The sequence below is a fragment of the Prauserella flavalba genome (genome assembly GCF_003202235.1).
GTDB lineage: Bacteria > Actinomycetota > Actinomycetes > Mycobacteriales > Pseudonocardiaceae > Prauserella_A > Prauserella_A flavalba.
Genome location: NZ_MASU01000003.1, coordinates 110,872 through 137,746, shown reverse-complemented (window position 1 = coordinate 137,746; position 26,875 = coordinate 110,872). Strand labels below are relative to the sequence as shown.

General features: G+C 69.5%; 28 protein-coding genes. 8 read left to right on the top strand and 20 right to left on the bottom strand.

Translation table 11 applies throughout. The annotated features are described in order from the left end of the window. Positions 1-4 precede the first annotated feature (4 nt). Genes BA062_RS06615 through BA062_RS06605 form a run of 3 tightly spaced genes read right to left on the bottom strand, consistent with a single transcriptional unit; the run spans position 5 to position 1,641 of the window. Positions 5-874: a PHP domain-containing protein gene (locus BA062_RS06615; RefSeq protein WP_110335166.1), complete on the bottom strand. Its 870-nt coding sequence runs from the start codon at positions 872-874 to the stop codon at positions 5-7. 25 nt (positions 875-899) lie between these two features. After that, a complete protein-coding gene (locus tag BA062_RS06610; protein ID WP_110335165.1) occupies positions 900-1,460 on the bottom strand; it encodes a PH domain-containing protein in 561 nt (186 codons plus the stop codon). 19 nt (positions 1,461-1,479) lie between these two features. Next, positions 1,480-1,641, bottom strand: a complete 162-nt coding sequence (locus BA062_RS06605) for a hypothetical protein (RefSeq protein WP_168213889.1) — start codon at positions 1,639-1,641, stop codon at positions 1,480-1,482. A 158-nt stretch (positions 1,642-1,799) separates the two neighbouring features. Between BA062_RS06605 and BA062_RS06600 the strand changes: the two genes are divergently transcribed. Then, a complete protein-coding gene (locus tag BA062_RS06600) occupies positions 1,800-2,198 on the top strand; it encodes an NUDIX hydrolase (RefSeq protein ID WP_110335163.1) in 399 nt (132 codons plus the stop codon). Positions 2,199-2,440: 242 nt separating this feature from the next. Here the strand turns inward: BA062_RS06600 and BA062_RS06595 are convergent, their stop codons facing one another. Genes BA062_RS06595 through BA062_RS06585 form a run of 3 tightly spaced genes read right to left on the bottom strand, consistent with a single transcriptional unit; the run spans position 2,441 to position 5,696 of the window. Continuing rightward, a complete protein-coding gene (locus BA062_RS06595; RefSeq protein WP_110335162.1) occupies positions 2,441-4,060 on the bottom strand; it encodes an acyl--CoA ligase family protein in 1,620 nt (539 codons plus the stop codon). Between the two features lie 24 nt (positions 4,061-4,084). Next, complete coding sequence (locus tag BA062_RS06590; protein WP_110335274.1) at positions 4,085-5,200, bottom strand: DUF2332 domain-containing protein; 1,116 nt, start codon at positions 5,198-5,200, stop codon at positions 4,085-4,087. Beyond that, entirely contained in the window at positions 5,193-5,696 is a 504-nt protein-coding gene (locus BA062_RS06585; protein ID WP_110335161.1) for a MaoC family dehydratase, read from the bottom strand. Before BA062_RS06585 ends, BA062_RS06590 begins: the two co-directional genes overlap by 8 nt. A gap of 305 nt (positions 5,697-6,001) precedes the next feature. Between BA062_RS06585 and BA062_RS06580 the strand changes: the two genes are divergently transcribed. From BA062_RS06580 to BA062_RS06570, 3 genes are all read left to right on the top strand, one after another. Then, on the top strand, positions 6,002-7,090 hold the full coding sequence (locus BA062_RS06580) for a magnesium and cobalt transport protein CorA (RefSeq protein WP_110335160.1): 1,089 nt from the start codon (positions 6,002-6,004) through the stop codon (positions 7,088-7,090). Positions 7,091-7,258: 168 nt separating this feature from the next. Beyond that, positions 7,259-7,912: a metallophosphoesterase family protein gene (locus tag BA062_RS06575; protein WP_110335159.1), complete on the top strand. Its 654-nt coding sequence runs from the start codon at positions 7,259-7,261 to the stop codon at positions 7,910-7,912. Beyond that, positions 7,909-8,754 carry a ParB N-terminal domain-containing protein gene (locus BA062_RS06570; RefSeq protein ID WP_110335158.1) on the top strand — a complete coding sequence of 282 codons (846 nt, stop codon included), beginning with the start codon at positions 7,909-7,911 and terminating at the stop codon, positions 8,752-8,754. Before BA062_RS06575 ends, BA062_RS06570 begins: the two co-directional genes overlap by 4 nt. An 80-nt stretch (positions 8,755-8,834) precedes the next feature. Here the strand turns inward: BA062_RS06570 and BA062_RS06565 are convergent, their stop codons facing one another. The 14 genes from BA062_RS06565 to BA062_RS06500 all read right to left on the bottom strand — a co-directional run bounded on the left by BA062_RS06565 (position 8,835) and on the right by BA062_RS06500 (position 22,780). Beyond that, entirely contained in the window at positions 8,835-9,710 is an 876-nt protein-coding gene (locus tag BA062_RS06565; RefSeq protein ID WP_110335157.1) for a DMT family protein, read from the bottom strand. After that, positions 9,707-10,456 carry a DUF998 domain-containing protein gene (locus BA062_RS06560; RefSeq protein ID WP_245959701.1) on the bottom strand — a complete coding sequence of 250 codons (750 nt, stop codon included), beginning with the start codon at positions 10,454-10,456 and terminating at the stop codon, positions 9,707-9,709. Before BA062_RS06560 ends, BA062_RS06565 begins: the two co-directional genes overlap by 4 nt. 147 nt (positions 10,457-10,603) lie before the next feature. After that, entirely contained in the window at positions 10,604-11,785 is a 1,182-nt protein-coding gene (locus BA062_RS06555; RefSeq protein ID WP_110335156.1) for an ABC transporter ATP-binding protein, read from the bottom strand. Between the two features lie 4 nt (positions 11,786-11,789). After that, complete coding sequence (locus BA062_RS06550) at positions 11,790-12,632, bottom strand: carbohydrate ABC transporter permease (protein WP_110335155.1); 843 nt, start codon at positions 12,630-12,632, stop codon at positions 11,790-11,792. Continuing rightward, complete coding sequence (locus BA062_RS06545) at positions 12,632-13,576, bottom strand: carbohydrate ABC transporter permease (RefSeq protein WP_110335154.1); 945 nt, start codon at positions 13,574-13,576, stop codon at positions 12,632-12,634. The genes BA062_RS06550 and BA062_RS06545 overlap by 1 nt, the downstream gene beginning before the upstream one ends. Beyond that, positions 13,573-14,898, bottom strand: a complete 1,326-nt coding sequence (locus tag BA062_RS06540; RefSeq protein WP_110335153.1) for an ABC transporter substrate-binding protein — start codon at positions 14,896-14,898, stop codon at positions 13,573-13,575. The genes BA062_RS06545 and BA062_RS06540 overlap by 4 nt, the downstream gene beginning before the upstream one ends. Before the next feature lie 204 nt (positions 14,899-15,102). Further along, positions 15,103-15,624, bottom strand: coding sequence for a YflT domain-containing protein (locus BA062_RS06535; RefSeq protein ID WP_110335152.1), 522 nt, complete (start codon positions 15,622-15,624; stop codon positions 15,103-15,105). A 132-nt stretch (positions 15,625-15,756) separates the two neighbouring features. Beyond that, positions 15,757-16,269: a gamma carbonic anhydrase family protein gene (locus BA062_RS06530; protein ID WP_425452866.1), complete on the bottom strand. Its 513-nt coding sequence runs from the start codon at positions 16,267-16,269 to the stop codon at positions 15,757-15,759. A 19-nt stretch (positions 16,270-16,288) separates the two neighbouring features. Further along, positions 16,289-17,578 (bottom strand): SLC13 family permease, encoded by a 1,290-nt coding sequence (locus tag BA062_RS06525; protein ID WP_110335151.1) that lies wholly within the window; start codon positions 17,576-17,578, stop codon positions 16,289-16,291. Between the two features lie 94 nt (positions 17,579-17,672). After that, the gene (locus BA062_RS06520; RefSeq protein WP_110335150.1) at positions 17,673-18,527 is read right to left on the bottom strand and encodes a hydroxymethylglutaryl-CoA lyase; all 855 of its coding nucleotides are present in this window, start codon (positions 18,525-18,527) and stop codon (positions 17,673-17,675) included. Positions 18,528-18,529: 2 nt separating this feature from the next. Continuing rightward, a complete protein-coding gene (locus tag BA062_RS06515; protein ID WP_110335149.1) occupies positions 18,530-19,741 on the bottom strand; it encodes a CaiB/BaiF CoA transferase family protein in 1,212 nt (403 codons plus the stop codon). 162 nt (positions 19,742-19,903) lie between these two features. Further along, a complete protein-coding gene (locus BA062_RS06510) occupies positions 19,904-20,560 on the bottom strand; it encodes an IclR family transcriptional regulator (protein ID WP_245959700.1) in 657 nt (218 codons plus the stop codon). A gap of 131 nt (positions 20,561-20,691) precedes the next feature. After that, entirely contained in the window at positions 20,692-21,888 is a 1,197-nt protein-coding gene (locus tag BA062_RS06505) for an acyl-CoA dehydrogenase family protein (protein WP_110335148.1), read from the bottom strand. 28 nt (positions 21,889-21,916) lie between these two features. Continuing rightward, on the bottom strand, positions 21,917-22,780 hold the full coding sequence (locus BA062_RS06500) for a slipin family protein (RefSeq protein WP_110335147.1): 864 nt from the start codon (positions 22,778-22,780) through the stop codon (positions 21,917-21,919). Positions 22,781-22,849: 69 nt separating this feature from the next. Here BA062_RS06500 and BA062_RS06495 point away from each other — a divergent pair, with 69 nt between their 5' ends. The 4 genes from BA062_RS06495 to BA062_RS06480 all read left to right on the top strand — a co-directional run bounded on the left by BA062_RS06495 (position 22,850) and on the right by BA062_RS06480 (position 26,837). Then, a complete protein-coding gene (locus BA062_RS06495) occupies positions 22,850-23,746 on the top strand; it encodes an aminoglycoside phosphotransferase family protein (protein ID WP_245959699.1) in 897 nt (298 codons plus the stop codon). Positions 23,747-23,873: 127 nt separating this feature from the next. Then, positions 23,874-25,172, top strand: coding sequence for a magnesium transporter MgtE N-terminal domain-containing protein (locus BA062_RS06490; RefSeq protein WP_110335146.1), 1,299 nt, complete (start codon positions 23,874-23,876; stop codon positions 25,170-25,172). Next, positions 25,165-25,695 carry a DUF1003 domain-containing protein gene (locus BA062_RS06485; protein WP_110335145.1) on the top strand — a complete coding sequence of 177 codons (531 nt, stop codon included), beginning with the start codon at positions 25,165-25,167 and terminating at the stop codon, positions 25,693-25,695. Before BA062_RS06490 ends, BA062_RS06485 begins: the two co-directional genes overlap by 8 nt. Next, entirely contained in the window at positions 25,692-26,837 is a 1,146-nt protein-coding gene (locus tag BA062_RS06480; protein ID WP_110335144.1) for an Mrp/NBP35 family ATP-binding protein, read from the top strand. The genes BA062_RS06485 and BA062_RS06480 overlap by 4 nt, the downstream gene beginning before the upstream one ends. Positions 26,838-26,875: the final 38 nt, after the last annotated feature.

The window sequence follows — 26,875 nt, the reverse complement described above, 5'->3', positions numbered from 1 at the left end:
GCGCTCAGCCCACCTGCACGGCGGCGCCCGAGGCCTGCGCGACCAGCGCCTCGAACTCCTCGGGATCCGTGGTCTCCTGACCGATCGCGATCGTCTTGTTCGTGCCGTGGTAGTCGCTGGAACCCGTGCGCACGAGGTCCAGCTCCTTCGCAAGGTCACGCAGCTCGGCACGCGTTCCCGGGTCGTGGTTCGGGTGGTCGACCTCCAGCCCGGTGAGCCCGCACTCGGCGAGGTCGGCGATCGCCTCGGGGGTCACCGTCGGGCCGCGCGAGGCCGCGAACGGATGCGCCAGCACCGTCACCCCGCCCGCGTCGGCGATCATCTCGATCGCCGTCTCCACCGGCGTGTCCCTCCGGGGCACGTAGTAGCCGCGCCCGTTGCCGAGGTAACTCGTGAACGCCTCGTCGACCGACGACACCAGCCCGGCCCGCACGAGCGCCTGCGCCAGGTGCGGCCTGCCGGCGGGCGCGTCCGGGTCGAGCAGGCCCAGGATCTCGTCGGGATCCACGGGCAGGCCATCGGCCGCCATGTGCACCGCCATCGTGCGCAGCCGGTCGCGGCGCTCGCGCCGCAGCCGCTGCTGCTCGGCGACGATCGTCGGCGACGTGGGGTCGAACAGGTACGCGAGCAGGTGCACGCTCACCCTGCGGCCGTAGGCGTCGACCGACTCACACGACAGCTCCGCACCGGGAACGAGCCGCATGCCCGGCGGCAGCGCCTGGGTCGCGGGCTGCCAGCCCGCCGTGGTGTCGTGGTCGGTCAGCGCGACGACGTTCAGGCCGGCGCGTGCCGCCGTGGCCACCAGTTCCGCGGGGCTGTCGGTGCCGTCCGAGACGGTCGAATGGGTATGCAGGTCGATGCGCACACGGTTCATTGTCCAGCGGCGTCCCGCGCGGCGATCAGCCGACCATCCGCTTGCCCCGTGCGGCGCGCTGCGCCTTGATCATCGAGAACCGCTCCGCCTGCTTGGCCTTGTCGCCGAACACCAGCGCCGAGATGGTGTCGTAGAACTCCTCCGGCCTCGGCAGGTACTCGATGCGGTTCAGCGCCTGGATCTGACCGGCAGACTCCACGACCATCGTCCCGTAGCCGAGCATGCGGCCCCAGAAGGAGCGCTCGTAGGTGAGGTCGGTGACCTTGGTGATCGGCATCATCAGCACCTTCGTGGTCCAGACACCGGTGGTCATGATGAACCGCTTGTCGGTGACGACCAGCCGTTCGACCCACCACTCGATCACCTGGTACGCGAAGCGCAGCACGACGAGCAGCGCCAGGTACCAGAGGATGTTCTGCACCACCCACAACGACGGCGGCAGGATGTACGACACCATCACGCAGATCGCGATCAGCGCGATGGCCTCGAACATGTCCCAGGCCAGGCAGGACCAGTGGCGCCTGATCCGGATGACCCTCCGCTCTGTGTCGAGGAGGTACTCGTCTGGGTCGCGCGGAGCGAACATAGAGGAAGGGTAGCGTCGATCAGCTGAAGATGTTGCTCACGAAGGTGATGACAGCTTCCGCCGCGTCGCGGAGGAAGCCGATGATGTTGTTCACGAGGCCCGCCGCGTTTCCGGGTTGGGCGATCACGAAGAACAGAACCAACGCGATACCAGCGAAAGTCGCAAGCTTTTTCGCGTTCACGGCGATCAATCCCGTCTCTCGAGTGCAGACCTGGTGGCAAGGTGCCACTAAGTTTGTACCGCACTGCGCAGCGTTACGGGAGGAAAGTCCTGCGCTTGGGTCAGCGGACTGCGCAAATCGGCCCCATTGACTACCGAGCGTGACATGGAGGGCTCCACATGAGCGGGGTTCGGTGCGTCGGCGGCATCGTCCACGACCGCGCGGGGCGCCTGTTGCTCATCCAGCGCGCCCACGAGCCCTCCGTGGGCCTGTGGTCGCTGCCCGGCGGAAGGGTCGAGGAGGGTGAGAGCGACGTGGACGCCGTGGCCCGTGAGCTGCGCGAGGAGACCGGACTCGAGGTTGTCGCTGGTCAGCTCGTCGGTAGCGTGACGAGGGGGCCGTACGTCATCTACGACTACGCGTGCACCGTGAGCGGCGGCGAGCTCAGCGCGGGCGACGACGCGGCCGACGCCCGCTGGGTCGACGCCGCCGCCTTCACGGCCCTCGCCGCGGCGGGGGACCTCACCGAAGGGCTCGCGGATACCCTGCGTGACTGGGGTGTCCTCCCCCACGCCTGACCGCTAGGAGCGTGCTGAACGACCCCGCCCGTAGCGAGCGGCGATCCAGGCGGCGGCCTCGCCAGGCGGAGGGAAGCCCTCGTACCGGGTCGTACTCGGGCTTTCCGACAACGCAGCGAGGCGCCGTCTGGGCGTCGCGCAGTAGGGCAGCGGTTGTTCAGTGCGCTCCTCGGTCGGGCCTGACAACCTCTGCCGTGCGCGCGGGGATCAGCGCAGCCGGCAATGGGATTGTCAGACGCGCCTTAGCCCTGGACGCGGCTCACCCGGCCGGCCCAGTCCCTCTCGCGCAGCTGGAACTTCTGGATCTTGCCGGTCGAGGTCTTGGGCAGCTCGCCGACGAACTCGACGACGTCGGGCACCTTGTACCGCGCGATCTGCCCCCGCACGTGCTCCAGCAGCTCCTCGGCGCTCACCTGCTCGCCGGGCCGCAGCACCACGTACGCCTTGGGCCGCTCGCCCCACTTCTCGTGCGGCACGCCCACCACGGCGACCTCCAGCACGGCCGGATGCGAGTCGACGGCGGCCTCCACCTCGATCGTCGAGATGTTCTCGCCGCCCGACACGATGATGTCCTTGGCCCGGTCGCGCAGCTCGATGTAGCCGTCCGGATGCCAGACGCCCAGGTCGCCGGAGTGGAACCAGCCGCCGCGGAACGCCTTCTCCGTGGCCTCCGGATCGGCGAAATAGCCGGACATGACGTTGTTGCCGCGCATCACGACCTCGCCCATCGTGACGCCGTCCCTCGGCACGTCGGTCATGTCCTCGGCGACCACGCGCACTCCGTCGGTCACCACCATGCCCACGCCCTGCCTGGCCAGCAGCTTGCTGCGCGCCTCCACGTCGAGCTTCGGCCAGCCCTCCTGCCACTCGCACACCGTGTAGGGCCCGTAGGTCTCGGTCAGCCCGTAGACGTGCACCAGCCGCGCGCCGAGCGCCGTCATGCGCTTGATGACCGTCGGGCTCGGCGGCGCGCCCGCCGTGGTCACCACCACCTCCTGGGCGAGCGGGTGCGCGCCCTCGAAGTTGGCGATCGTGTTGAGCACGGTCGGCGCTCCGTTGAGGTGCGTGACGCCCTCGGTGTCGAGCAGCCGCCAGATCTCCGCGGCATCCACCGCACGCAGACACACGTGCGTGCCGCCGATCGCCGTGATCGCCCACGTCGTGCACCAGCCGTTGCAGTGGAACATGGGCAGCGTCCAGAGGTACCGCGACTCCGGGGTGTGCCGCGAGTGGACCAGTTCGGCCAGCGAGTTCAGGTACGCGCCGCGGTGGTGGTACATCACGCCCTTGGGCTTGCCCGTGGTGCCCGACGTGTAGTTGATCGAGATCGTGGCGCGCTCGTCGGCGACCGTCCACGGGAGCGGATCGTCAGTGCCGCGCGCGAGCAGGTCGGCGTAGGAGACACCGCCGACGCCCGGGTCCGGGCTCGCGCCCGACGCGGGGTCGGTGACGGTCACGATCTCGCGCACGGGCGCGTCGGCGGGCACCGAGCCGTGCAGGGCGGCGTCGACCACCAGGATCTTCGCGCCGGAGTGCTCCAGGATGTACCGGATCTCTGCGGGCGCGAGGCGCGTGTTGATCGCCACCAGCACGCCGCCCGCGAGCGGCACCGCGAAGTGCGCGACGAGCATCTCGGGGATGTTCGGCAGCAGGTAGGCGACGCGGTCGCCGGGCTCGATCCCGCTCGCTCGGAGGCCACCGGCGACCCTCGTGGCCTCGGCGGCGAACTCGCGGTAGGTGAGCCGGCGCTCCCCGTAGGCGATCGCGACCTTGTCGGGGAACACCTCGGCCGAACGGTGCAGGAACGACAGCGGGGTGAGCGGCGTGTACCACGTGTCCGCGTGCTCCGGGGTGACTGCCATCACCCCATCCTGTCCAGCGGTGGGCTACCGGGCAAGCCAGGTCATGCGCTGACCATGAGACGCCGCGAGCGCGAGCGCCTGCGCCTGCACCGTGTCGCCGTTCCACGTGGCCACGCCGAGCACGGCCTGCGTGGTGCGGCTGTACGCCAGCTCGTCGCGACCGGGCAGCACGTGGACGAGCGCCGACTCGTACGGCTCCGCCGTGACCCACCACAGTGGACGGTCAGCGGCGACCTCGGCGAGCGCGGACACGAACGCGGAGCGCTGCTCTGCGGAGAGGTAGGCCAGCACCCAGCTGGTGAGCACCACCAGCGGCAGCTCGGCGGGCACCCGCGCGGCCGCCGAGGCCAGGTCGGCCACGGCGTCGCCGGTCACCAGCTCCGGCGGGTCCTTGCGCTGCGCGGCCGCGGCCGTGCGCAGCAGCCGGATCCGGTCGGGCTGGTCGGCCCACACGCACGCCTCCAGCCACGCCAGCTCGTCCTCGTCGGCACTGTCCACCGGCGACCGGTCGAGCCCCACCTTCGCGCCGACCGCGAGCTTCTTCGGCACCTTCGGCAGCGCCGCGCCCTCGCCGAGCTCCAGCGCGCAGTGCAGCCCGACCGGCGTGCGCGCCGGGCCCGCCGCGATCTGCTCGCCGCCGTCGCACTGGTAGTGGTAGCCGTAGGAGGCAAGGCCCAGCAGCAGCCCCGCGCTGCACCCGACCTCCAGCAGGCCCACCGCGCCCTTCGGCCCCTTGGCCTGCTTGGCGACCATCGCCACGGCCGGATACAGGATCGTCGCCCTGCGCACCTCGTTGGTCTGCGTGAACCGCGTGCTCACCAGCTCGCGCACCCTGTCGGCCCGCTCGAGCAGGAACTCGCGGAACAGCGGCCACGTCTGCGAGTCGACGCCGTCGAACCCGCCCAGCGACGGGTAGTAGCGCGACAGCGGGTGGATCGGGTCGGCCTGCACGAGCCGGTGCGCGGCGGCCAGCAGCAGCGTCGGCTGCGCGTCCTCCGGGTCAGCCGCCGTCAGCAGGCCGGCGATCTCGTCGTCCTCGGCCGCCTGCGCCGCCAGGTGCTCGTACAGCGGCGACGTGCCGCCCGCGTCCTGCTCGGCGAACCGGCGCAGGCGGCGCTTGATTCTGTCCAGATCACTCATGGGGCACCGGACGGCCCGGCTGCTCGCCGCCCCGGGCCTCACCGTAGGAACGCTTGGGAACCATGACCTTCCTCCGGAACGTGCACACGACGGTGCCGTCCTGCTTGTAGCCGCGGGTTTCCACGTACACCACGCCGCGATCGTCCTTCGACTTCGACGGCGTCTTCTCCAGCACCTCGGTCTCACCGTAGATGGTGTCGCCGTGGAAGGTCGGCTTGATGTGCCGGAGCGACTCCACCTCCAGGTTGGCGATGGCCTTGCCCGAGACGTCGGGCACGGACATCCCGAGCAGCAGCGAGTAGATGTAGTTGCCCACCACCACGTTCTTGCCGAAGTCGGTGGTCTCGCCCGCGTAGTGCGCGTCCATGTGCAGCGGGTGGTGGTTCATCGTGAGCAGGCAGAAGAGGTGGTCGTCGTACTCGGTCACCGTTTTCCCGGGCCAGTGCTTGTAGACAGCGCCGACCTCGAACTCCTCGTAGTACCGCCCGAACTGCACCGCTGAGCCTCCTTGCCGGTAACGTCACACCGCCCTGCGGCGACGTCCAGTGATGTTGGGGAGTACCCTTGACCATTGGCGCGCGGTGCGTCAACGCGAGTAACACCACCCTTCGGCCTGAGGAGGTGAGGAACGCACGATGAGTAGTGGCGATAGTCCGCTCCCTAGTTCAGCCGGCGTTCCCTCCTGGGCCGAGCACGTGCTCTCTCGGTAACCGGGCCGGGTCCGCTGGCAGTGCCGGGCGGACGTCTCACGTCTTTCGTCCGGTGCATCGTCCACATCAGTGACGAGCCAGGAGATCTCCCATGCCTGCGATTCCCTCCCTCGGTGGCCTGCGCGGCCGGGGCAACGGCCGCGCGGCGCGCGCGGTCGCCCCGCCGAAGCCCGTGCCGCCGTCGGCCTACGTGGTCGACTGCGGGGTGTACGTCGACGGCGTCCGCCGCCCTGGGCCGTGGACGCACGCCGAAGCGATCCGCGAGGTCCGCGACCGCGGTGAGGGCTTCGTCTGGATCGGCCTGCACCAGCCGGACGCCGAGCAGATCCAGGGTGTCGCCGAGACCTTCGGCCTGCACGAGCTGGCCGTCGAGGACGCGGTGCACGCCCACCAGCGGCCGAAGCTGGAGCGCTACGACGACACGCTGTTCATGGTGTTCCGCACGGTCCGCTACGTGGAGCACGAGTCCCCCACCACGGCCAACGAGATCGTCGAGTCCGGCGAGCTGATGGCGTTCCTCGGCACCGACTTCATCATCACCGTCCGGCACGGCAACCACACCGGGCTGGCCAACCTGCGCCGGGAGCTCGACGCCGACCCGGAGCGGCTCGTGCCGGGGCCCGCGTCCGTGCTGCACGCGATCGCCGACCACGTCGTCGACCACTTCCTCGAGGTGACCGACAAGATCGAGGACGACATCGACGAGATGGAGACCGAGGTCTTCGCGCCGAGGACGCGGGTCACCTCCGAGCAGATCTACCTGATGAAGCGCGAGGTGCTGGAGCTGCGCCGCGCGGTGTCGCCGCTCGCGACGCCGCTGCGCAGGCTGTCGGAGGGCTACACCCGGCTCGTGCCCGACGACGTGCGCTCGTACTTCCGCAACGTCCACGACCACGTCACGACCGTGGCCGAGCGGGTCGAGTCCTTCGACGAGCTGCTCACCACGCTCGTCGACGCGACGCTGGCCAAGATCACGCTCCAGCAGAGCACCGACATGCGCAAGATCACCGCGTGGGCGGCGATCATCGCGGTGCCCACGGCGCTGGCCGGGATCTACGGCATGAACTTCGACTACATGCCGGAACTGCATTCCCGTTACGGCTATCCGATGATCGTCGCCGTCATTCTCATCATCTGTCTGCTGCTTTATCGAATATTCCGGAAGAACCGCTGGCTCTGACCCGAAATCTTCGATTTGCGACTGGGAGAATGCCATGCCCCGCATGCTGACCAACCTCAAGTTCTGGGCGCTGGCCGCCGCGGTCACCTGGATCGTCGTGGTCGTCGCCGTCATCGCGAAGAACCCCGACTACGCGCTCGGGACGCAATAGCGGCCTACTCTGGCCCTATGCCGCGAGCGCTGGTGGTCGCCGACGAGGTCGACGAGAAGCTCTGGACCGACTGCGCGCAGAGCCTCTCGGTCGACCTCGTCCTTGGCGCGGGCGACCTGCCGTTCGACTACCTCGAACACCTCGCGGACACGCTGGAGAAACCGCTTGTGTTCGTGCCAGGAAACCACGATCCCGACCTCACCGGGTACACCCGCTACCGGGGAGTCGTGTTCCGCGCGGGCTTCCCGGCCCGGTGGCCCGGCCCCTGCGGCGGCGTCAACGCCGACGGGCGGGTGGTCGAGGTCGCCGGGTTGCGGATCGCGGGCCTCGGCGGGTCGATCCGCTACAACGAGGGCCCCAACCAGTGGACGCAGCGCCAGCAGGCCCGGCGTGCCCGGCGCCTGGTGCGCGCGGCGCGCGGCTCGGCCGTCGACGTGCTGCTCACCCATTCACCGCCGCGCGGGGTGGGCGACCGCGAGGACCGGCCGCACCAGGGGTTCGACTGCCTGCACCGGACCGTCGAGCGGCTGCGCCCGCGCTGGCTGCTGCACGGGCACATCCACCCGCACGGCGAGAAGGTGCGCGCACACCACCTGGGCGAGACACGGGTGCGCAACGTCGTCGGCGCCCACGTCCTCGACCTCGGCAGGCAAGGGGTGGGAGTGCCGTGAGCTCGCGCGAGACCGGGTTCCCGAGGGCCGACGCGGAGCACGACTTCCTGCGCGCCCGCCGCAGGCAGGTCCTGTCGCGGCTGGCGACCTGGCTGCGCAGGGAACCCGACGACGTCAACATCATGCTGCCGTTCGACGAGGTGGTCGACGCGCTGGGCTGGGAGGGCGAGCGCCGCATCGGCCTGCGCGTGACCCGGCTCGACTCGATCGTGGGCAGCGTCAACCGGGGCCGGGACTTCGACCGTCGGTTCCGCCCGACGTCGGGGCGGGTCAGGCAGCGCTGGGAACGGCTCGCGCTGGCGAGCCGCCGCGGCGAGGCCATCCCGCCGATCGAGGTGTACCGGATCGGTGAGCTGCATTTCGTCATCGACGGCCACCACCGGGTGTCGGTGGCGCACGCGCTGGGGCTGGAGTCGATCGAGGCCCACGTCACCGAGGTGCGCACGAAGCTCAACCCGAGCGGCATCCGCTACCGCGGCGACCTGATCGTCAAGGACTACCGGCGGCTGTTCCTCGAACGCGTGCCGCTGACCGGGCAGGCACGTGCGGCGATCGTGCTGTCGGACCCGTGGGACTACGCGGAGCTCGGCGAGCACGTGGAGGCGTGGGGTTTCCGGCTCATGCAGGACGAGGGCGCGTTCCTCGACCGCGTCACGATCGCGGCGCGCTGGTACGAGACGGAGTACGAGCCGGTGGTGCGGATGCTGCGGCAGGCCGACCTGATCGGCGACCGCACCGAGGCCGAGGCGTACATGTGGGTGGCGGGCGAGCGCTACCGCCTCATCCGCACCCACCGCTGGGACGACGACGTGATCGAAACCCTCCGCAACCGCAAGCGCTGACAACTCCCCCTACTGCTGCAGTGAAGGCCACCTTCACTGCGTTGAACGCAGTGAAGGTGGCCTTCACTGCAGTGAGTGGGTCACGAGGAGCTGTGGGCTTCGCGGCGCAGGCGGCGGCGTTCGACGGCCTCGGGGTGGTGCCGGGCGAGCACCACGATGCCGCTGACCGCGATCACGCCGCACACGACGAGCGTGGTGAGGAAGTCGGAGCTGATGCCGCCCGCCTCGTCGAGCACGGCGAAGCCGATCGTGGTGGCGACCGCGGGGTTGAGCATGGTCTGGGCGCCGACCACCACGTCCGGCGGTCCGCTCGCGTAGCCGAGCTGGATGAACCACGAGCCCGCGAGGAAGGCGACCACGAGCGCGACGAGCGAGAGCACCGGCAGGTGTGCGATGCCCTCCGTGCGCACGGTGTAGGTCACGTCGCGGACGAGCACCGTCACGAGCCCGTACGCGGCGCCCGCCGCCATCGCGAGCGACACACATCGCACGATGCCCCTGCTCAGCGCCGCGAGCAGGCCCAGCAGCGCCACGCCGAGCGCGACGAACTGGCCGGCCAGCAGCACCGCGCTCGCCGGGATCTCCTGCTCGGTCACCTCGCCGGCCGTGTGGGTCACGAACAGCACGATGGCGGCCGTGGTGGCGCCGACGGCGACCCAGCCGGGCACGTCGAGCTCGCGCGCGTTCAGCAGGGCGACCATCGGCAGCGCCAGCACCACGATGGGCGCGACGACGGTGACGGGCGCGAACGTCAGCGCCAGGATCTGCAGCACGGCGCACGCGAACAGCACGGCGAACCCGCGCACCCACAACGGGTTGCGCACGAGGTCGCCGAGCTTGCGCAGCGTCAGCTTGCCGTCCTTGGTCTCGGCGCGGACGCCATCGTGCTGCAGCTGCGCGCCGATCGCGCTGCACGCGGCGCCGAGCACGGCGAAAAGGATCGCGACGGTGATCATGACGTCACCACCGGGTCGTCGGCGGTGCGGCGGGGCGCGCGGATGGCCGTCCACGACACCACGAGCAGCCGGGTCGCGAGCGCGAGCAGCATGGCCAGCTCGAGGGTGAACAGGCCGCGCTGGATCAGGCCGGAGACGGCCCGCCAGTCGAGTGCCCCCGGGAACTCCCACCACACCAGGAGGTCCGGTAACCGGGCGGCGAGGTAGGCCAGCGCGAGCACGACGCCGCCGAGCGCGAGCCCGCGCAGGACCCGCGCGGTGCCCGCCCAGCTGGGCTGCGCGCCGAGCGCGCGGGCCAGCGCGAGCCCCGCGAGGGGCAGCGTGACGAACAGCGAGGCGCCCGCGAACTGGTGGATCCAGCCGCTGGCTGTCTCGATTTGCGGCGAGTTGTCGGTGGGGAACACGGCGCACAGGACCAGCGCGACGCACCACGCGCCGAAGCCGACCACGGCGCGCGCACCGAGGCGGACGCGCAGCTGCGCCATACCCACCAAGATAGTGGCTGTCGCCGTGGCGACCGCGACAAGCGTGGCGTCGAACGTTTCGGCGCCACGCTCCACGAAGACGTAGTAACTGACCGCGCGTGAGAGTGGGTCGACCTCGCCCGCGAAGTGGACGTTCAGGTAGGTCATCGCGAGCACGGATCGCGCGAGTATCAGCAGCGCGAGCACGGCGAGTACGCAGGCCAGCACGGAGAATGCACCCGCCCAGCGGGCGCGTCTGACGCTCGGACCCCCTGCGCTCACTCCCGGACCTCCCCTGCCGCGAGGTTCCCTCAGGTCAACGCGGAGATCGTCGCACCTGTTCCCTGAGAGAGCGCGGAGAGAAAACCGCCCCCAAGGCCACCTTCGGTGCGTTCAACGCACCTAAGGTGGCCTTGGGGGCGGGCGGTGTTAACCCGAGTAGGTGAGGTTGGCGCCGTTGGAGGGGTCGAAGAGCTGGATGCGGTCGGGGTCGAACCAGACGTCGAGCGGCCGGCCCTCCCGTGCCTCCGAGCTCGCCGACAGGCGGGTGACGATGGTGGAGCCGGTGCCGGGGACATCGGCGGAGCCTGCGTCGGCGGCGAGCTCCTCCAGCTCGGCCGTGGTGGCGAGTTCCTCCTCGACGGTGAAGTAGGCGTACTTCTCCGCGCCCATCGACTCCAGCACGTCCACGGTCGCGGTGAACGTCGAGCCGCTCTGACGGTGCGACTCCTCCATCAGCGCCGCGTCCTCGAAGTGCTCGGGACGGAGACCGGCCACGACCTCTCGCGGCGCGTTGGCCGCCTCGGCGAGCCTGCGGACGCGGTCGGTCAGCGTGATGGTGCCCAGTGGGCTCTTCAGACTGCCGTCCTCGAGGGTCGCCGGTACGAAGTTCATCGACGGCGAGCCGATGAACCCGGCCACGAAGAGGTTCGCCGGGTGGTCGTAGAGGAACTGCGGCGAGCCGATCTGCTGCACGATCCCGCCACGCAGCACGACGACGCGGTCGCCGAGGGTCATCGCCTCGGTCTGGTCGTGCGTGACGTAGACCGTGGTGGTGCCGAGCTGGCGCTGCAGCTTCGACACCGAGGTGCGCATCTGGCCACGCAGCTTGGCGTCCAGGTTGGACAGTGGCTCGTCCATGAGGAACGCCTTGGGGCTACGCACGATCGCCCGGCCCATCGCCACGCGCTGCCGTTGCCCGCCGGAGAGGTTCGACGGCCTGCGGTCCAGATGCTGGGTGAGGTCGAGGATCTCGGCCGCCTCCTCGACCTTCGAGCGCACCGTGGCGTCGTCGACCTTCGCCAGCCGCAGCGGGAAGGCCATGTTCTCCCGCACGCTCATGTGCGGGTAGAGGGCGTAGGACTGGAACACCATCGCGATGTCGCGGTCCTTGGGTGCCTTCTCGTTGGCGCGGGCCCCGTCGATGCGCAGCTCGCCGGAGGAGATGTCCTCCAGCCCGGCGATCATGTTGAGCGCGGTGGACTTGCCGCAGCCGGAGGGTCCGACGAGGATCACGAACTCGCCGTCGGCGATCTCGATGTCCATCTCGGACACTGCCAGTGCTCCGTCCGGGTACCGCTTGGTCACCTTGTCGAGCACGATCTCAGCCATTGCGTTACCCCTTAACCGCACCGGAGGTCAGCCCCGCGACGATGCGGCGCTGGAAGAACAACACGAAAATGATGATCGGGATGGTGATCACCACGGCTGCCGCGGAGATCGTCCCGGTCGGGTCCTCGAACTGCGAGGCACCGGTGAAGAACGACAGCGCCGCCGGCACCGTGCGCGACGCCTCCGTGGACGTCAGCGAGATGGCGAACAGGAAGTCGTTCCAGCAGAAGATGAACACCAAGATCGCGGTGGTGAACACGCCCGGCGCGGCCAGCGGAGCGATCACCTTCCAGAACGCCTGCCCCGGCGTGGCACCGTCCATCTTGGCCGCCTTCTCCAGCTCCCACGGGATCTCGCGGAAGAACGCCGACAGCGTGTAGATCGCCAGCGGCAGCGCGAAGGTGATGTAGGGCAGGATCAGGCCGGGCCACGTGTCGAACAGCCCCAGCTGACGCTCGATGTTGAACAGCGGCGTCACCAGCGAGATCTGCGGGAACATCGCGATCAGCAGCGAGACACCGACAAGGGCCTTCTTGCCTGGGAAGTCGAGCCGGGCGATGGCGTAGGCGGCCATCATGCCCAGCACCACCGCGATGAGCGTCGCGATGATCGAGATGCCCAGCGAGTTGATCAGCGGCCGGATGAACTCGTCGGTGGCGAAGATGTCGGCGTAGTTCTGGAACGTCCACTCACGCGGGATGAAGTTGCCGTCGGCCAGGGTTTCCTTGGTCTTGAACGACAGCGACACGATCCAGAGCACCGGCACCAGCGCGTACACCACGACGATGATGTCGACCAGGGCCCACCTGGCTTTGCGGCCGGTCGTGACCGCACCTCCGATGGCCATCAGCGCTTACCCCCTTGGTCGCTGCCCGGTGCGGCGGTGCCGAACACCTTGATGAAGATGAACGCGATCAGCGCCACCGTGATGAAGATCAGCACCGCCATCGCCGAACCGATGCCGAGGTTCAACCCCTTGATCAGGTTGTTGTAGGTCTGCATCGACACCGACGCCGTGTCGTTCGCGCCGTTGGTGAGCACGAAGATGTTGTCGAAGACGCGGAAGGCGTCCAGCGTGCGGAACAGCAACGCCACCAGGATCGCCGGCTTCATCACCGGCACCATGACCTTGGTGAACCGCTGCCACGCGTTGGCGCCGTCCATCGACGCCGCCTTCAGCAGGTCGTCCGGCACCAGAGCCAGCCCCGCCATCAGCAGCAGTGCCATGAACGGCGTCGTCTTCCACACCTCGGCGAGGATGATGATCCACAGCGACGGCCACTGCTCGGTGAGCGGAGCGCTCTCCCCCGCCAGCGCGTTGGCCAGATAACCGGTCTCCGGCGTCCACGCGTAGAACCACGAGAACGCCGCCACCACGGTGACGATGCCGTACGGGATCAGCGTCACCGTGCGCACGAGGCCACGGCCGACCAGTGTGCGGTGCATGATCAGCGCGAGGGCCATGCCGAGCACGAGCTCGATCGCCACCGACACGACGGTGATGAACATCGTCGTGCCGAACGCGGTCCACCAGTACGAGTTGGACAGCACCGCGACGTAGTTCTCGAAGCCCACGAACTGCCGCTCGTCGGGGAACCGCAGGTCGTAGCGCTGCAACGACAGCCAGATCGAGTAGGCGATCGGGTAGCCGGTGACGGCGAGCATCACGATCGCCGCCGGGGCGCACAGCAGCAGCCCCAGCCTCCGCTCCGCCCGCTTGCCCTCGCTCAGCGCCGGCTTTCCCTTGGCGGGTACGGGTTTCGCCGGTGCCTCGGTGACTGCGTGGCTCATGGGATCACGCCCTTCGAGTCGAGCGCGTCGGTCAGCTGCTCACGCAACTGCTCCGCCGTGCCTTGCGGATCGATGTCCGACGGCGGGGAGAGCACCTTCGACATCACCGTGGACAGGTTCTGGTAGGCCGGGGTCAACGGCCGCACGGCCGCGTTCTTCAGCGCCTCCAGGATCGTGTCCTTCATCGGGTACTCGGTCGCCATGCTCGGGTTGTTCTCCGGGTCGGCAGGCTTCGAAGGGTCGAGCGGACGCGGATCGGTGTACACCGACTCGATCGTCGGCGGCACACCGTCGTTGAGCGCCGAGAACTTCTGGTGCTCCGCGCTCCGCAGGCAGAGTGCCGCCTCGAAGGCCTCGGGCTTGTGCTGCGATGCCGAGCTGACCGCAAGGTCGTAGCCACCGATCGTCGTGCGACCGTCGCCGTTCGACCCGACGCCGGGGTACGGCGCCCACTTGAAGTGCTCGAGGTCATCCGCCTTCTCCGACGCGTAGGAGGCGTAGACGAACGGCCAGTTCAGCTCGAACGCGCCGCGGCCCTCCTGCATCGCCAGGCGGACCTGGTCCTCCTCCATGTTGGTCAGCGACGGGTCGGTCAGTCCGGAAGTGGTGACCTCCTTGAGGATCTCCAGCGCGCGCACCGCGCCCTCGTCCATCACCACGGACTGCCCGTCCTCGGAGAGGATGCGCCCGCCCGCTGACTCGACGATCGAGTTGTAAACCACCACCAGGCCCTCGTACTGGGCCCCGGTGAACAGGATCTCGTGCGGCTCACCGCGTTCCTGCAGGTCGCGGGACATCTGCATCATCTGGTCCCACGTGCGCGGCGGCTCCGGCGTGATGCGCTCGTCGTACCACAGCAGCTGCACGTTGGTGTTCTTCGGCGCCGCGTACAGCTTGCCGTTCCACGTCGCCGTCTCCAGCGGTCCCGGCAGGACGTCGCGCTCGGCCTCGGCCTTGTTGGCGCCCGTCCACTCCTCGACCCAGCCCGCCTCGGCGAACTCCGGCACCCACGTCACGTCGAGACCGAGCACGTCCATCGTGTCGTCTCCGGCGGCCAGTCTGCGCACCATCTGCTCGCGCTGGCCGTCCGCGTCACGCGGGAGCTTGTTGTAGACGATCTCGTAGCGACCGTTCGCGTCCTCGTTGCAGTTGTCCACCACCGTCTGGAAGTTGTCCTCGGGCGCGTAGTAGACGTTGATCTTCATCCCGCCTTCGGTCCCGCAGGCGGTGAGCAGGCCCGCGCCCACGACCGTCGCGCCGAGTAGTCCCGCGGCCCTGGCGGGCGGTCGGCCTCGCCTTGACCACGTCGGGGGCTTCGCCATCTGGTCTCCCTCCCATGTCACGCAGACAGGGCGGGAAACCCGTTCGCACCCCGTCGTGCGTGAGAACCAACCTCACGGCAAACATCAGTGTGCCGCTGACCGGTGTCGAAAAACCTATGCCCGCCGATCAGAGCACGCAAGCACTGACAGTAACGATTCAGCGCCGGACCTCGTCCATGGGTGGCGCCCTGCGGACACGAAACGTCAGCCGGACGCCCTCATCGCGAGCTTCGCGAGCAGGTCGCGGCCCTTCTCGGCGTTGCGCGGCTGGCACAGGACGTCGTACCGGCCCGCCACCAGCTGGCTCGCCGAGGAGAAGTCGCGCCGCCCGCGCGACGACGCGTAGCTGAGCGCGGCGAACACCACGCCGAAGAGCACACCGGCGATCAGGCCGACCAGGATCGGCGCGTAGGACATGCCCTGCGAGCTGTTGAACATGCCCAGCAGCAGGCCGACGAAGAGACCGAACCAGGCGCCGGACAGTGCGCCGGTGCCCAGCACGCGGCCCCAGGAGAGCCTGCCGATGACCCGCTCGACGAGCATGAGGTCGACGCCGACGATCGTCACGTCCTGGACGGTGAAGTCGTTGTCGGCGAGGTAGTCGACGGCGCGTTGCGCCTCCTCGTAGGTGCCGTACGAGCCGATCGGCCAGCCGGAGGGTGGCGTCGGAAGGCGGGGCAGGCCGGGCGCCTGCCGCCCCGACGAGAGTGGACCGGTCACGATCATCACCTGTGCCTCGATTAGTCCGCGCTGTGGGCCCTCACCAGCGCTCCGCCCATGGTCTCATCCTGCCAATACGGATGTAACCACGCGAACACGGCAAGCGGTGAAGTTCGTCCGGCTAGCCCGTTCAGGTGATCAGCGGTCGTTCGTGGCCTTCGCATGCATGGTGGCGAGTGCCCGGTACGCCTCCGCGTTGTTGACGGTGCTCTCGCGCTCCTCGGCCGTCAGCTCCCTGCGGACCTTGCCCGGCACGCCGGCCACCAGCGAGCCCGGCGGGATCTGTGTGCCCTCCAGCACCACGGCACCCGCCGCGATGAGCGAGCCACGGCCCACGACGGCGCCGTTCAGCACGACCGCGCCCATTCCCACGAGCGCGTTGTCCTCGATCGTGCAGCCGTGCAGCACGGCCCGGTGGCCCACGCTAACGCCCTCCCCGATCGTCACCGGGAAACCGGGGTCGGCGTGCACCACGGTGCCGTCCTGGATGTTGCTGCCGGCACCCACCGTGATCGAGTCGAGGTCGGCACGCAGCACCGACGTGTACCAGACGCTGGCCTCGGCGTGCAGCGTCACCTGGCCGCAGAGGCGGGCGTCGGGCGCGACCCACGCAGCGTCGTCGACCTGCGGGCGATGACCGTTGATCTCCACGTTCGGTTCCTTCCGTTGCTTACAGCGACGACGGCAGGATCGCCACCGCCCAGGACAGTAGCGGGGCGCCCACGACGACGAGCCCCGTGTAGCCCAGCATCTGCCGCTGGAAACGCCGCTTGTCGGGCACCTGGGCCTGAGCCAGCACGATGACGCCGTTGGTCGAGAACGGGCTCACGTCCACGACGGTGGAGCAGAAACCGAGCGCGACGATGAAGCCCACGGCACCGATCTCGCCGCCCGCCAGCAGCGGGAACGCGAGCGGCAGCGCGATGCCGAGCGTGCCGATGGACGAGCCGAACGCCGACACGATCGCGACGGACAGGCACAGCAGCAATGCGGCGAGCACCGGCGAACCGAGCGCGACGGCGGCGTCGCCGAGCAGGTCGAGCGTGCCGTTCTCCTGCAGCACCGCCATGTAGCTGAGCATGCCGCACACCAGCAGCACGGCAGGCCACGCGATGTGCTCGCCCGAGCTCTTGTGCCCGTTGGGGGCCAGCAGCAACAGCGCGGTGGCGACCACGAACGCCGCGACACCGACGTCGAGCCCGAACGCGCCGAGCACGAGCAGCGCGAGCATGCCCGTCAACGTCAGCAGGCGCATCGGCGTCACCTCCACCGCCTGCGATGCACGCGGGGGCGCGATGGTGCCGACCGCTCCACCGGCGCCAGTGGGCTCTTGAGGCCCCGGCAGCTCAACGCGGTCGTCAGGGCCGCCCTTGAACAGGTCCCGGCCAAGCACGAGGAACAGCACAGCCGCGATCACGACGTTGAACGCGAACGGCACGACGAACATCAGCAGCGGGCTGAGGTTGATGCCCGCGTCGGAGACCAGCTCCGAGCTGAACGCGCCGTACACGGTGATCGGGCTGAACGCCGTCGACAGCGCGCCGTGGCTGAGCATCATGCCCATCAGCAGCGGGTTGATCCGGTACCGCGCCGCGATGGGCATCGCGATCGGCGCGAGCATGCCGACGGCGAGCACGGAACCCAGCGACATCAGCACCGCGGCGAGCCCGAACATCAACCACACGATCGCCCAGCGACGGCCTTTGACGAGCCTGAGCGACGCGGCGACGACGAGGTCGATCGTGCCGTTCACCTTGGCGACGCCGAAGAGGAGGGTGATGCCGACGACGAGCACGAACGTGTCGCCAGGGAAATATCCGAGTACGTCCTCCAGCGTCACGCCGGAGACGGTTCCGACGAGGAACGCCGCGACGAACGCGAGGATGCCCATGTTGACCGGGGTGAGGGTCGCCACCGTGAACACGGCGACGAGCACGAGGATGGACAGTGTGTGAACCATTGCCGACCTATTCCGGTACGCACGACCCGGGCTCGCTGCCTCCGGGCCACGTCACCATTGACGGGAACTGCGTGAACGGGCTGGTGCCGACCGGTCAGGTCAGCGGTGTCGCGCGGGCCAGCGCCTCCTCCAGCACGGCGACGGCGTGGGCGAGAGCGCGCTCGTCGATCCCGGTGGGGATGCCTCGCGCGTGGAGATGGGCCACCAGTTCCCCGGTGGCGATGTTGCCGTGGGCGCCGGGGGCGAAGGGGCAGCCGCCGTAGCCTCCCGCGGCGCTGTCGAACCGGGTGATCCCCTCGTCGATCGCGGCGTCGACGGTGTCGAGCGCGCGACCGTGTGCGTTGTGCAGGTGCAGGCCGAACTCGTTGCCGGGCAGCGCTTCTCTGACCACCCGCAGCGTATTCAGGACCTGCCCGGGTTCGGCGGTGCCGAGCGTGTCGGCGAGGCCGATGCGGCGGATGCCCATACCGGCGAACCGGCGGGCGATCCGCAGGGTCACCGAGGCGTCGATCTCGCCGTCGAACGGGCACACGAACGCCGTGGAGATCCCGGCGACGAACTCCACCTCGGGATGCGCCGCCACCGCATCGGCCACATCGGACAGTGCGGCGTCGACGTCCTTGCCCGCGTTGGCCTTGCTGTGCCCCTGGCTGGCCGAGGTGACCAGCACGACCTCCTGCGCGCCCGCCGCCACGGCCCGCTCGACGCCGCGGGCGTTGAGGGCCAGCACGCTGTATCGCACGGGTACCTTCGGCAGGTTCGCGAGCAGTTCCTCGGCGCCACTCATCTGCGGCACCCGGCGGGGATTGACGAACGACGCGACCTCGAGGTGGCGCAGGCCCGCGTCCGTGAGCGCCTCCGCGATGGCGAGCCGGTCGGCGACGGGCACCACGACGGGCTCGTCCTGCAGGCCGTCGCGCAGCACGACGTCGGTGATCGTGACGCTCATCCTCAGACCACCTTCCTGGCGCGGAAATCGGCGATCCGCTCACCCGAGAGGCCGAGCACCTCGCTCAGTACGGACTCGGTGTGCTCGCCGAGCTCGGGGCCCGGCCAGCGGACGTCGCCCGGGGTCGCCGGGAGGTGCGGAACCACGCCCGGGAACCGGATCTTCTCCGGGTCGCCGTCCACCACGACCTCGAGCGGCCGCAGCATGCCGCGAGCCTGGTAGTGCTCGTCCTCGGCGATCGCGCGAGCGTCGTACACCGGGCCTGCGGGCACGCCGGCGTCGCTCAGGATGCGGACGGCCTCGGGCGCGGAATGCCGCCGCGTCCACGCGGTGATGGCGTCGTCGAGCTCGCGCTCGCGGGCGTACCGCGCGTCGCCGTCGGCCAGCTCGGGGTCGTCGGCGAGGTCCGGTCTGCCGACCGTCCGCATGAGCCTGCCGAAGGCGCCGCTGGAGTTGCCGGAGATCATCACGGACTGCCCGTCGGAGGTCGGGTAGACGCCGCTCGGGACCACGCCGGGGAGGTTGCCGGCCGTGCGCTCGCGCACCATGCCGTAGGCGTCGTAGTCGGGGATCAGCGACTCCATCGTCATGAACACCGACTCGTACAGCGCGACGTCGACGACCTTGGGTCCTGCTTGAGCCCGGCCTTTTTCCTTGGCCAGCAACAACATCAGCGCCCCGATGGCGCCGTAGAGGCCCGCCGTGGCGTCGCCGATGGGGGCCGCGGGGCGCACCGGAGGGCGGTCCGGGTAGCCGGTGATGTTGCGCAGCCCGGCGAACGCCTCGGCCACGCCGCCGAACCCGGCACGGTCGCGGTAGGGGCCGGTCTGGCCGTAGCCGGAGATGCGCACGAACACGACGTCGGGGTTGACGGCGGTGAGTTCGTCCGGGCCGAGCCCCCAGCGCTCGAGCGTGCCGGGGCGGAAGTTCTCCACCACGACGTCGCTGTGGCGGACGAGGTCGAGCGCGATCTCCCTGCCCTCGGACGAGGCGAGGTCGAGCGTCACCGACTTCTTGTTGCGCGCCACGGTGCGGAACATCATCGACGTCTCGCCGCGAGTGCGCCGCCAGCCGCGCAGCTCGTCGCCGACGCCGGGGCGCTCGATCTTGACGACCTCCGCGCCGAAGTCCGCGAAGATCCGGGTCGCGAAGGGGCCAGCGATGAAGTTGCCCAGCTCGAGCACGCGGATCCCGGTCAACGGCGCCTCTGCCATCAGCACTCCTCGCTTCTCAAATAATGAGCATATATACTCAATTAACGAGAAGGACGATAAGCGCACGAACCCACCGAGAGCAAGCCCCAAACTGCAGTGAAGGCCACCTTGCCTGCGTTGAACGCAGGCAAGGTGGCCTTCACTGCAGAGGCTTCGGACGGGTCAGCGGTAGCGGAGGGTGTCGCTCAGCTCGTCGGCGGCGGCGACCACCAGGTCTCCGTAGTCGGCGCCGGGGCCGGCGGCACTCACACGCGACACCGGGGCCGCGAGACACACCGCGGCGACCACTTCGTCGCCGTGCCACACCGCGGCGCTCACCGAACACAACCCGGGAGTGCGTTCCGAGACGCTCTCCTGCCAGCGCGGCGAGCCCGTCGCAGGCTCGGTGAGCGCGAGCGCGGCGGATCCCTTGGCGGACAACGGAAGCGTGGTGCCGACGGGCACGGACGCGCGCAGTTCCTCCGGCGACTCGACGCTCGCGAGGCAGAGCCGGTCCGCATCCCGCCGCACCCACAACTGCGCGGTCTCCCCCGTCGCGCGGCCCAGTTCCTTCAGCACCGGGACGGCCGCGCCCGCGAGCGCCGACGACGTGAACCGGTGCCCGATGTGGTGTCGCCCCTCGGCGTCGCGGCGCAGCAGGCCGTGCCGCACCATGCCCGAGACGAGGCGGTGCGCCGTCGGCACCGACAGCCCGAGATGCCGGGCCAGCTCACTCGCGCCCATCGGCGCCCGCTCCACCGCGTCGAGGATCGCCACGACGCGGTCCAGCACGCCGACCCCTGTCGAAACCCCGGTCTCCCCGGTTTCCTTCGTCACCACATCGCCACGGTAGCCCCGCGCCCTCGAGGCCGGCCGACCGCAGTGAAGGCCACCTTCACTGCGTTGAACGCAGGCATGGTGGCCTTCACCGCAGTGGGGTCAGCGCGGTGAGGGTCACCGCGGTGGGGGGGTCAGTTCTTGGTTTTGTATTCGCGGAGCAGGCCGCGGCTGATGATGGTCTTCTGGATCTCGCTGGTGCCCTCCCCGATGAGCAGGAACGGCGCCTCACGCATCAGCCGCTCGATCTCATACTCCTTGGAATAGCCGTAACCACCATGAATACGGAACGCCTCCTGGGTCACCTCCGCGCAATACTCCGACGCGAGCAGCTTCGCCATCCCCGCCTCCACGTCGTTACGCGCCCCCGCATCCTTCAACCGCGCCGCATTGACCATCATCAAATGCGCCGCCTCCACCTTCGTGGCCATCTCCGCCAGCTTGAACGCGATCGCCTGATGCTCAGCGATCGGCTTACCGAACGTGCGACGCTGCTGGGCATACTCCACCGCCAGCTCGAACGCCCGGATCGCGATCCCACACGCCCGCGCCGCCACGTTCACCCGCCCCACCTCAATACCGTCCATCATGAACCCGAACCCCCGGCCCGGCGCCTCCCCCAGCACCCGGGAGGCAGGCACCCGGAACCCGTCAAACACCGCCTCGGTGGTATCCACCCCCTTGTAACCCATCTTGTCGATCTTGCCCGGAATCGTCAGCCCCGGCGCCACCTCCCCATAGCCCTCCGGCTTCTCCACCAACAACGCCGTCAAATTCCGATGCGGCTTCTCCGCCCCCTCCTCCGTCCGGGCCAGCACCGCGATCAAATTCGACGTGCCCCCATTGGTCAGCCACATCTTCGCCCCATCGATGACGTACTCGTCCCCATCCCGCCGGGCACGAGTCTTGATCGCCGCCACATCCGACCCCAGATCCGGCTCCGACATCGAAAACGCCCCCCGCACCTCCCCCGTGGCCATCCTGGGCAGGAAATACCGCTTCTGCTCCTCGGTACCGTGCCGGGAAATCATGTACGCCACGATGAAATGCGTGTTGATCACCCCCGACACACTCATCCACCCCCGCGCGATCTCCTCCACCACCAGCGCATACGTCAGCAGCGACTCACCCAACCCACCAAACTCCTCCGGGATCATCAGCCCGAACAGGCCCATCTCCCGCATCCCCGCCACAATGTCCGCCGGATACACATCCCCACGCTCCAGCTCCTGCGCACACGGAACGATCTCCTTATCCACGAACCCCCGCACCGTGGACACAATCTCCTGCTGCACATCGGTCAAACCAGCGGTCTGCGCAAGGCGGGCCATGCTTCGTCTCCCGTGACTCGGCGTTTGGTTACCGCTGAGTATGACCCGTTCCCGTCTCGTCCGCCGGGGTCAGCTGCGCGGCGCCGCGCTCCCCGTTGGACACCGTGCGGTTCTGCTCAGGCACCGACGGCTGGTCGGCGCCTGCCGCGGCCTTGTCGAGGAAGCGCAGCAGCTCGACCGGGAACGGCAGCACCAGCGTCGAGTTCTTCTCCGCCGCCACTTCCACCACGGTCTCCAGCAGCCGCAGCTGCAACGCGGCGGGTGTGTGGGCCATCTGCTCGGCGGCCTTGGCTAGCTTCTCCGACGCCTGCAGCTCGCCGTCGGCGGCGATGACGCGACCGCGCCGTTCGCGCTCGGCCTCGGCCTGCCGCGACATCGCCCGCTTCATCGTCTCCGGCAGCGCGACGTCCTTGATCTCCACCCGGTCGATGTGGATGCCCCAGGCCAGCGCGGGGCTGTCGATCATCAGCTCGAGGCCCTCGTTCAGCCGCTCGCGGTTGGACAGCAGGTCGTCGAGATCGCTCTTGCCGATGATCGAGCGCAGCGAGGTCTGGGCCACCTGCAACATCGCGAACCGGTAGTTCTCGACACCGACGATCGCCTGCTTCGGGTCGATCACCTTGAAGTACACGACGGCGTCGACGCGCACGGTCACGTTGTCGCGGGTGATGCCGTCCTGCGCGGGCACGGGCAGCGTCACGATCTGCATGTTGACCTTGGTCAACCGGTCGACGATGGGGACGATCATGGTGAGCCCCGGCTCGCGGGGCGGGCTGTCCACTCTGCCGAAGCGGAACACGAGACCGCGTTCGAACTGCTTCACGACCCGTACGCTGGCCGCCAGCCCGACAGCGCCGATGGCGGCCACGGTGGTCAGGATCTCTACCAGCATGGCGGCTCCCAGATGGTGAACCCCTGTCAACCGATCGTACTCCCGGCGAAAGGGTTTGATCCTGCTGAAATGCTGATGATCGTGCGCGACGCGACTATTCCCGGCGCCTTCGCGGAGCGGCTCGGGCAGCACGAGGGCGAGGCGGGCCGGAGGTGGCTGGCACGGCTGCCCGCACTGGCGCGGCGGTACTGCCGGGCCTGGGACCTCGAGCCGGACGGGCCCGTGCTGCACGGCTACGTCGGCCTGGTCGTTCCGGTGCGGCGGCGCGGCGTACCTGCCGTGCTCAAGCTGACGTGGCTCGACACCGAGACCCGCGACGAGCCCGTGGCGCTCGCGGCGTGGAACGGCGAGGGTGCGGTGAGGCTGCTGGAGAGCGACCCGGCCGAGGGCGCGTTGCTGCTGGAACGGCTGGCCGCAGGCTCCTCGCTCGCGGACGTGTCGATCGACGAGGCCGTGAACGTCGCCGGGGGGCTGCTGCGCAGGCTCGCCGTCCCGCCCCCGCCGCTGCGCCGGGACCTGCGGGTCGACGCCGCCGGATGGGCCGACGAGCTGCCGGGCTACTGGGAGGAGCTGGGCAGGCCGCTGCCGAAACGGCTGCTGGACGCGGCGGTCGAGGTGTGCCGCGAACGGGGGCCGCGCCGCGCGAACCTGATGGTCAACGAGGATCCGCACTTCGAGAACGTCCTCGCAGGCACCCGGGAGCCGTGGCTGGTGATCGACCCGAAACCGATCGTCGCCGACGTGGAGTTCGGCGTGATCCCGCTGCTGTGGAACCGGCGGGCCGAGTCGCCGCTCGCGGAACGGTTCGCCGCAGTGGTCGCCGCCGCGGAGCTGGACGCCGACCTCGCGCGCGACTGGACCCTCGTGCGCGCGGTGGTCAACTGGCTGTGGGCGGTGGAGGAGGACGCCGACGACTTCGTGCTCGCCGCGGTCACCGACATCGCCCCTTGGGCGGCGGGCTCCTGAACGGCCCCCAAGGCCACCTTTGTTGCGCTCAACGCAACAAAGGTGGCCTTGGGGGCAGACGAGAGGCTCCGCACGCGTCACGGCGCGTGGCCGGGCGATGGCACCGCTGACGGCATAGTCTGGCCTCATGGCTGCCGTGAACAGGGTCTTCGCAGCTCAGCTGGCACGGCTGCCGGTGTTCGGCCCCGACGGCGAGTCGATCGGCAAGGTGCGCGATCTGGTCGCCGGTCTGCGTCTCGACCAGCAGCCGCCGCGCGTGCTGGGCCTCGTGGTCGAGCTGGCCACGCGCCGTCGCGTCTTCGTGCCCATGCTGCGGGTCACCGCGATCGAGCCGAACGCCGTGACGCTTGCCAGCGGCTCGGTGAACATGCGCCGGTTCACCCAGCGCCCCAACGAGGTGCTGGTGCTGGGCCAGCTGTTCGACGCGCGGGCGACGCTCTCCGCCACCGGTGCCAGGGTCACCGTCGTCGACGCCGCGATGGAACAGGCCCGTACGCGGGACTGGGTGCTCGCGAAGCTCGCGATCCAGGAACGCAGCGGACCGCTCGGCATCGGCAGGCGGCGCTCGGCGCTGCGTGTGCTGCCCTGGGCGGACGTCTCCGGCCTCGGGCTCGCCGACCTCACCGCCCAGCCGCAGGGCGCGGGCCAGCTGCTGATGCTGTTCGACACGATGCGCGCGGTGGACGTGGCCGCGACCCTGCGCGACCTGCCGCTCAAACGCAGGCAGGAGGTCGCCGACGCGATGGATGACGAACGGCTCGCCGACGTGCTGGAGGAGCTGCCCGAGGACAACCAGAAGGAGCTGCTCTCCCACCTCGCCGAGGAGCGCGCGGCCGACATCCTCGAGGCGATGAACCCCGACGACGCCGCCGACCTGCTCTCGGAGCTGACCCCGGCCGACCAGAACCGGCTGCTGGAGCTCATGCATCCGGACGAGTCGGAGCCGGTCAAGCGGCTGCTGGAGTACTCCTCGGACACGGCTGGCGGGCTCATGACTCCGGAGCCTGTCGTGCTGACGCCCGACGCGACCGTGGCCGAGGCGCTCGCGCACATCCGCAACCCCGACCTGACGCCCGCGTTGGCGAGCATGGTGTTCGTGTGCCGCCCGCCGAGCGCGACGCCCACCGGGCGCTACGTCGGCTGCGCGCATTTTCAGCAGCTGCTGCGCGAGCCGCCCGCCGACCTGGTGGCCGCCGCGGCCGACACCGACCTGCCTCCGCTGCGCGCCACCGCGTCGCTGACGGACGTCACGCGGTACTTCGCGGCGTACAACCTCACGTGCGCACCGGTCGTGGACGCCGAGGACCATCTGCTCGGCGCGGTGACCGTGGACGACGTGCTCGACCACCTGCTGCCGGAGGGCTGGCGCGAGACCGGGCTGCACGACGTGGGCACCGCGACGACACAGGAGGCCGAACATGCCTGAGCTGCTGAGCCGCCGACGCCTCGACCAGCCACGGCAGCCACGGCGGCTGGCGCTCAACGTCGACGTGGAGGCCTTCGGCCGGTTCTCCGAACGGCTCGCGCGCTTCCTCGGTACCGGGAAGTACCTGTTCTGGCAGACGCTCGTGGTGATCGTGTGGATCACGCTGAACCTGGCGGCGGTGTCGCTGCGCTGGGACCCGTACCCGTTCATCCTGCTCAACCTGGCTTTCTCCACCCAGGCCGCCTACGCGGCGCCGTTGATCCTGCTGGCGCAGAACCGGCAGGACGACCGCGACCGCGTCTCGCTGGAGGAGGACCGCCTGCGGGCGGCGCAGACCAAGGCCGACACGGAGTACCTGGCCCGGGAGCTGGCGGCGTTGCGGCTGGCGGTCGGCGAGGTCGCCACGCGCGACTACCTGCGCAGTGAGCTGGACAAGTTGCGGGAAGACCTGAATGGGCAGCCACGTAGCATGAGGAGAGCAACCGCAACCGCCAGCGACAGAAGGTCGGTGCCCGAGCAGTGACCACTACGCAAGAGACCCCCAGCGTCGAGGACGTCCGAACTGCGTTGAAGGACGTCCAGGACCCGGAGATCCGCAAGCCGATCACCGAGCTCGGCATGGTCAAGGACGTCACCGTCGGCGACGACGGTGCGGTGACCGTCGCCGTGTACCTCACGGTCGCGGGCTGTCCGCTCAAGGAGACCATCACGCGCGACACCACGGCGGCCGTGTCGAAGCTGCCCGGGGTCACGGACGTCCGCGTCGAGCTCGACGTGATGAGCGACGAGCAGCGCACCGAGCTGCGCAAACGGTTGCGCGGCGATTCGGCGGAGCCGGTGATCCCGTTCGCGCAGCCCGGCTCGATGACCAGGGTGTACTGCGTCGCGTCCGGCAAGGGCGGCGTCGGCAAGTCGAGCGTGACGGTGAACCTCGCGGTCGCGATGGCCGAGCGCGGACTGTCCGTCGGCGTCGTGGACGCCGACATCTACGGGCACTCGGTGCCGCGCATGCTCGGCGCGAGCGAGAAGCCCACCAAGGTCGAGCAGATGATCATGCCGCCGCAGGCGCACGGCGTGAAGGTGATCTCCATCGGCATGTTCACCCCCGGCAACACGCCGGTGGTGTGGCGCGGACCGATGCTGCACCGCGCGCTGCAGCAGTTCCTCGCCGACGTGTTCTGGGGCGACCTGGACATCCTGCTGCTCGATCTGCCGCCGGGCACCGGCGACATCGCGATCTCGGTGGCGCAGCTCATCCCGAACGCCGAGATCCTCGTGGTCACCACGCCGCAGCAGGCCGCCGCCGAGGTGGCCGAGCGGGCGGGCGCGATCGCGTTGCAGACGCGGCAGCGGATCGCCGGCGTGATCGAGAACATGTCGTGGCTGGAAACCCCGGACGGCTCGCGGATGGAGATCTTCGGTGCGGGCGGCGGTCAGACCGTGGCCGACTCGCTGTCGAAGTCCGTCGGCTCGGAGGTTCCGCTGCTCGGCCAGGTGCCGCTCGACCCGCGGCTGCGCGAACAGGGCGACGCGGGAACTCCGCTGGTGCTCGCCGAGCCGGACGCCGCCGCTTCGAAGGTGCTGAAGGGCGCCGCCGAGAAGCTGACGGTCCGCGCCCGCGGCCTCGCCGGCATGATGCTGAACGTCAGCCCCGCAGGCCGCTAGCCGCGAGTCTCCTGCTCAGGCCCCGCGAGTTTCCCACT

Excerpts from the sequence above, each read along its gene's own strand:
- BA062_RS06525 (WP_110335151.1), bottom strand. The coding sequence starts at position 17,578 with ATGGTTCACACACTGTCCATCCTCGTGCTCGTCGCCGTGTTCACGGTG.
- BA062_RS06515 (WP_110335149.1), bottom strand. The coding sequence starts at position 19,741 with ATGGCAGAGGCGCCGTTGACCGGGATCCGCGTGCTCGAGCTGGGCAAC.
- BA062_RS06610 (WP_110335165.1), bottom strand. The coding sequence starts at position 1,460 with ATGTTCGCTCCGCGCGACCCAGACGAGTACCTCCTCGACACAGAGCGG.
- BA062_RS06575 (WP_110335159.1), top strand. The coding sequence starts at position 7,259 with ATGCCGCGAGCGCTGGTGGTCGCCGACGAGGTCGACGAGAAGCTCTGG.
- BA062_RS06505 (WP_110335148.1), bottom strand. The coding sequence starts at position 21,888 with ATGGCCCGCCTTGCGCAGACCGCTGGTTTGACCGATGTGCAGCAGGAG.
- BA062_RS06520 (WP_110335150.1), bottom strand. The coding sequence starts at position 18,527 with ATGAGCGTCACGATCACCGACGTCGTGCTGCGCGACGGCCTGCAGGAC.
- BA062_RS06540 (WP_110335153.1), bottom strand. The coding sequence starts at position 14,898 with ATGGCGAAGCCCCCGACGTGGTCAAGGCGAGGCCGACCGCCCGCCAGG.
- BA062_RS06485 (WP_110335145.1), top strand. The coding sequence starts at position 25,165 with ATGCCTGAGCTGCTGAGCCGCCGACGCCTCGACCAGCCACGGCAGCCA.
- BA062_RS06555 (WP_110335156.1), bottom strand. The coding sequence starts at position 11,785 with ATGGCTGAGATCGTGCTCGACAAGGTGACCAAGCGGTACCCGGACGGA.
- BA062_RS06500 (WP_110335147.1), bottom strand. The coding sequence starts at position 22,780 with ATGCTGGTAGAGATCCTGACCACCGTGGCCGCCATCGGCGCTGTCGGG.
- BA062_RS06490 (WP_110335146.1), top strand. The coding sequence starts at position 23,874 with ATGGCTGCCGTGAACAGGGTCTTCGCAGCTCAGCTGGCACGGCTGCCG.
- BA062_RS06545 (WP_110335154.1), bottom strand. The coding sequence starts at position 13,576 with ATGAGCCACGCAGTCACCGAGGCACCGGCGAAACCCGTACCCGCCAAG.
- BA062_RS06615 (WP_110335166.1), bottom strand. The coding sequence starts at position 874 with ATGAACCGTGTGCGCATCGACCTGCATACCCATTCGACCGTCTCGGAC.
- BA062_RS06495 (WP_245959699.1), top strand. The coding sequence starts at position 22,850 with ATGCTGATGATCGTGCGCGACGCGACTATTCCCGGCGCCTTCGCGGAG.
- BA062_RS06550 (WP_110335155.1), bottom strand. The coding sequence starts at position 12,632 with ATGGCCATCGGAGGTGCGGTCACGACCGGCCGCAAAGCCAGGTGGGCC.
- BA062_RS06600 (WP_110335163.1), top strand. The coding sequence starts at position 1,800 with ATGAGCGGGGTTCGGTGCGTCGGCGGCATCGTCCACGACCGCGCGGGG.
- BA062_RS06565 (WP_110335157.1), bottom strand. The coding sequence starts at position 9,710 with ATGATCACCGTCGCGATCCTTTTCGCCGTGCTCGGCGCCGCGTGCAGC.
- BA062_RS06590 (WP_110335274.1), bottom strand. The coding sequence starts at position 5,200 with ATGAGTGATCTGGACAGAATCAAGCGCCGCCTGCGCCGGTTCGCCGAG.
- BA062_RS06535 (WP_110335152.1), bottom strand. The coding sequence starts at position 15,624 with ATGATCGTGACCGGTCCACTCTCGTCGGGGCGGCAGGCGCCCGGCCTG.
- BA062_RS06580 (WP_110335160.1), top strand. The coding sequence starts at position 6,002 with ATGCCTGCGATTCCCTCCCTCGGTGGCCTGCGCGGCCGGGGCAACGGC.
- BA062_RS06595 (WP_110335162.1), bottom strand. The coding sequence starts at position 4,060 with ATGGCAGTCACCCCGGAGCACGCGGACACGTGGTACACGCCGCTCACC.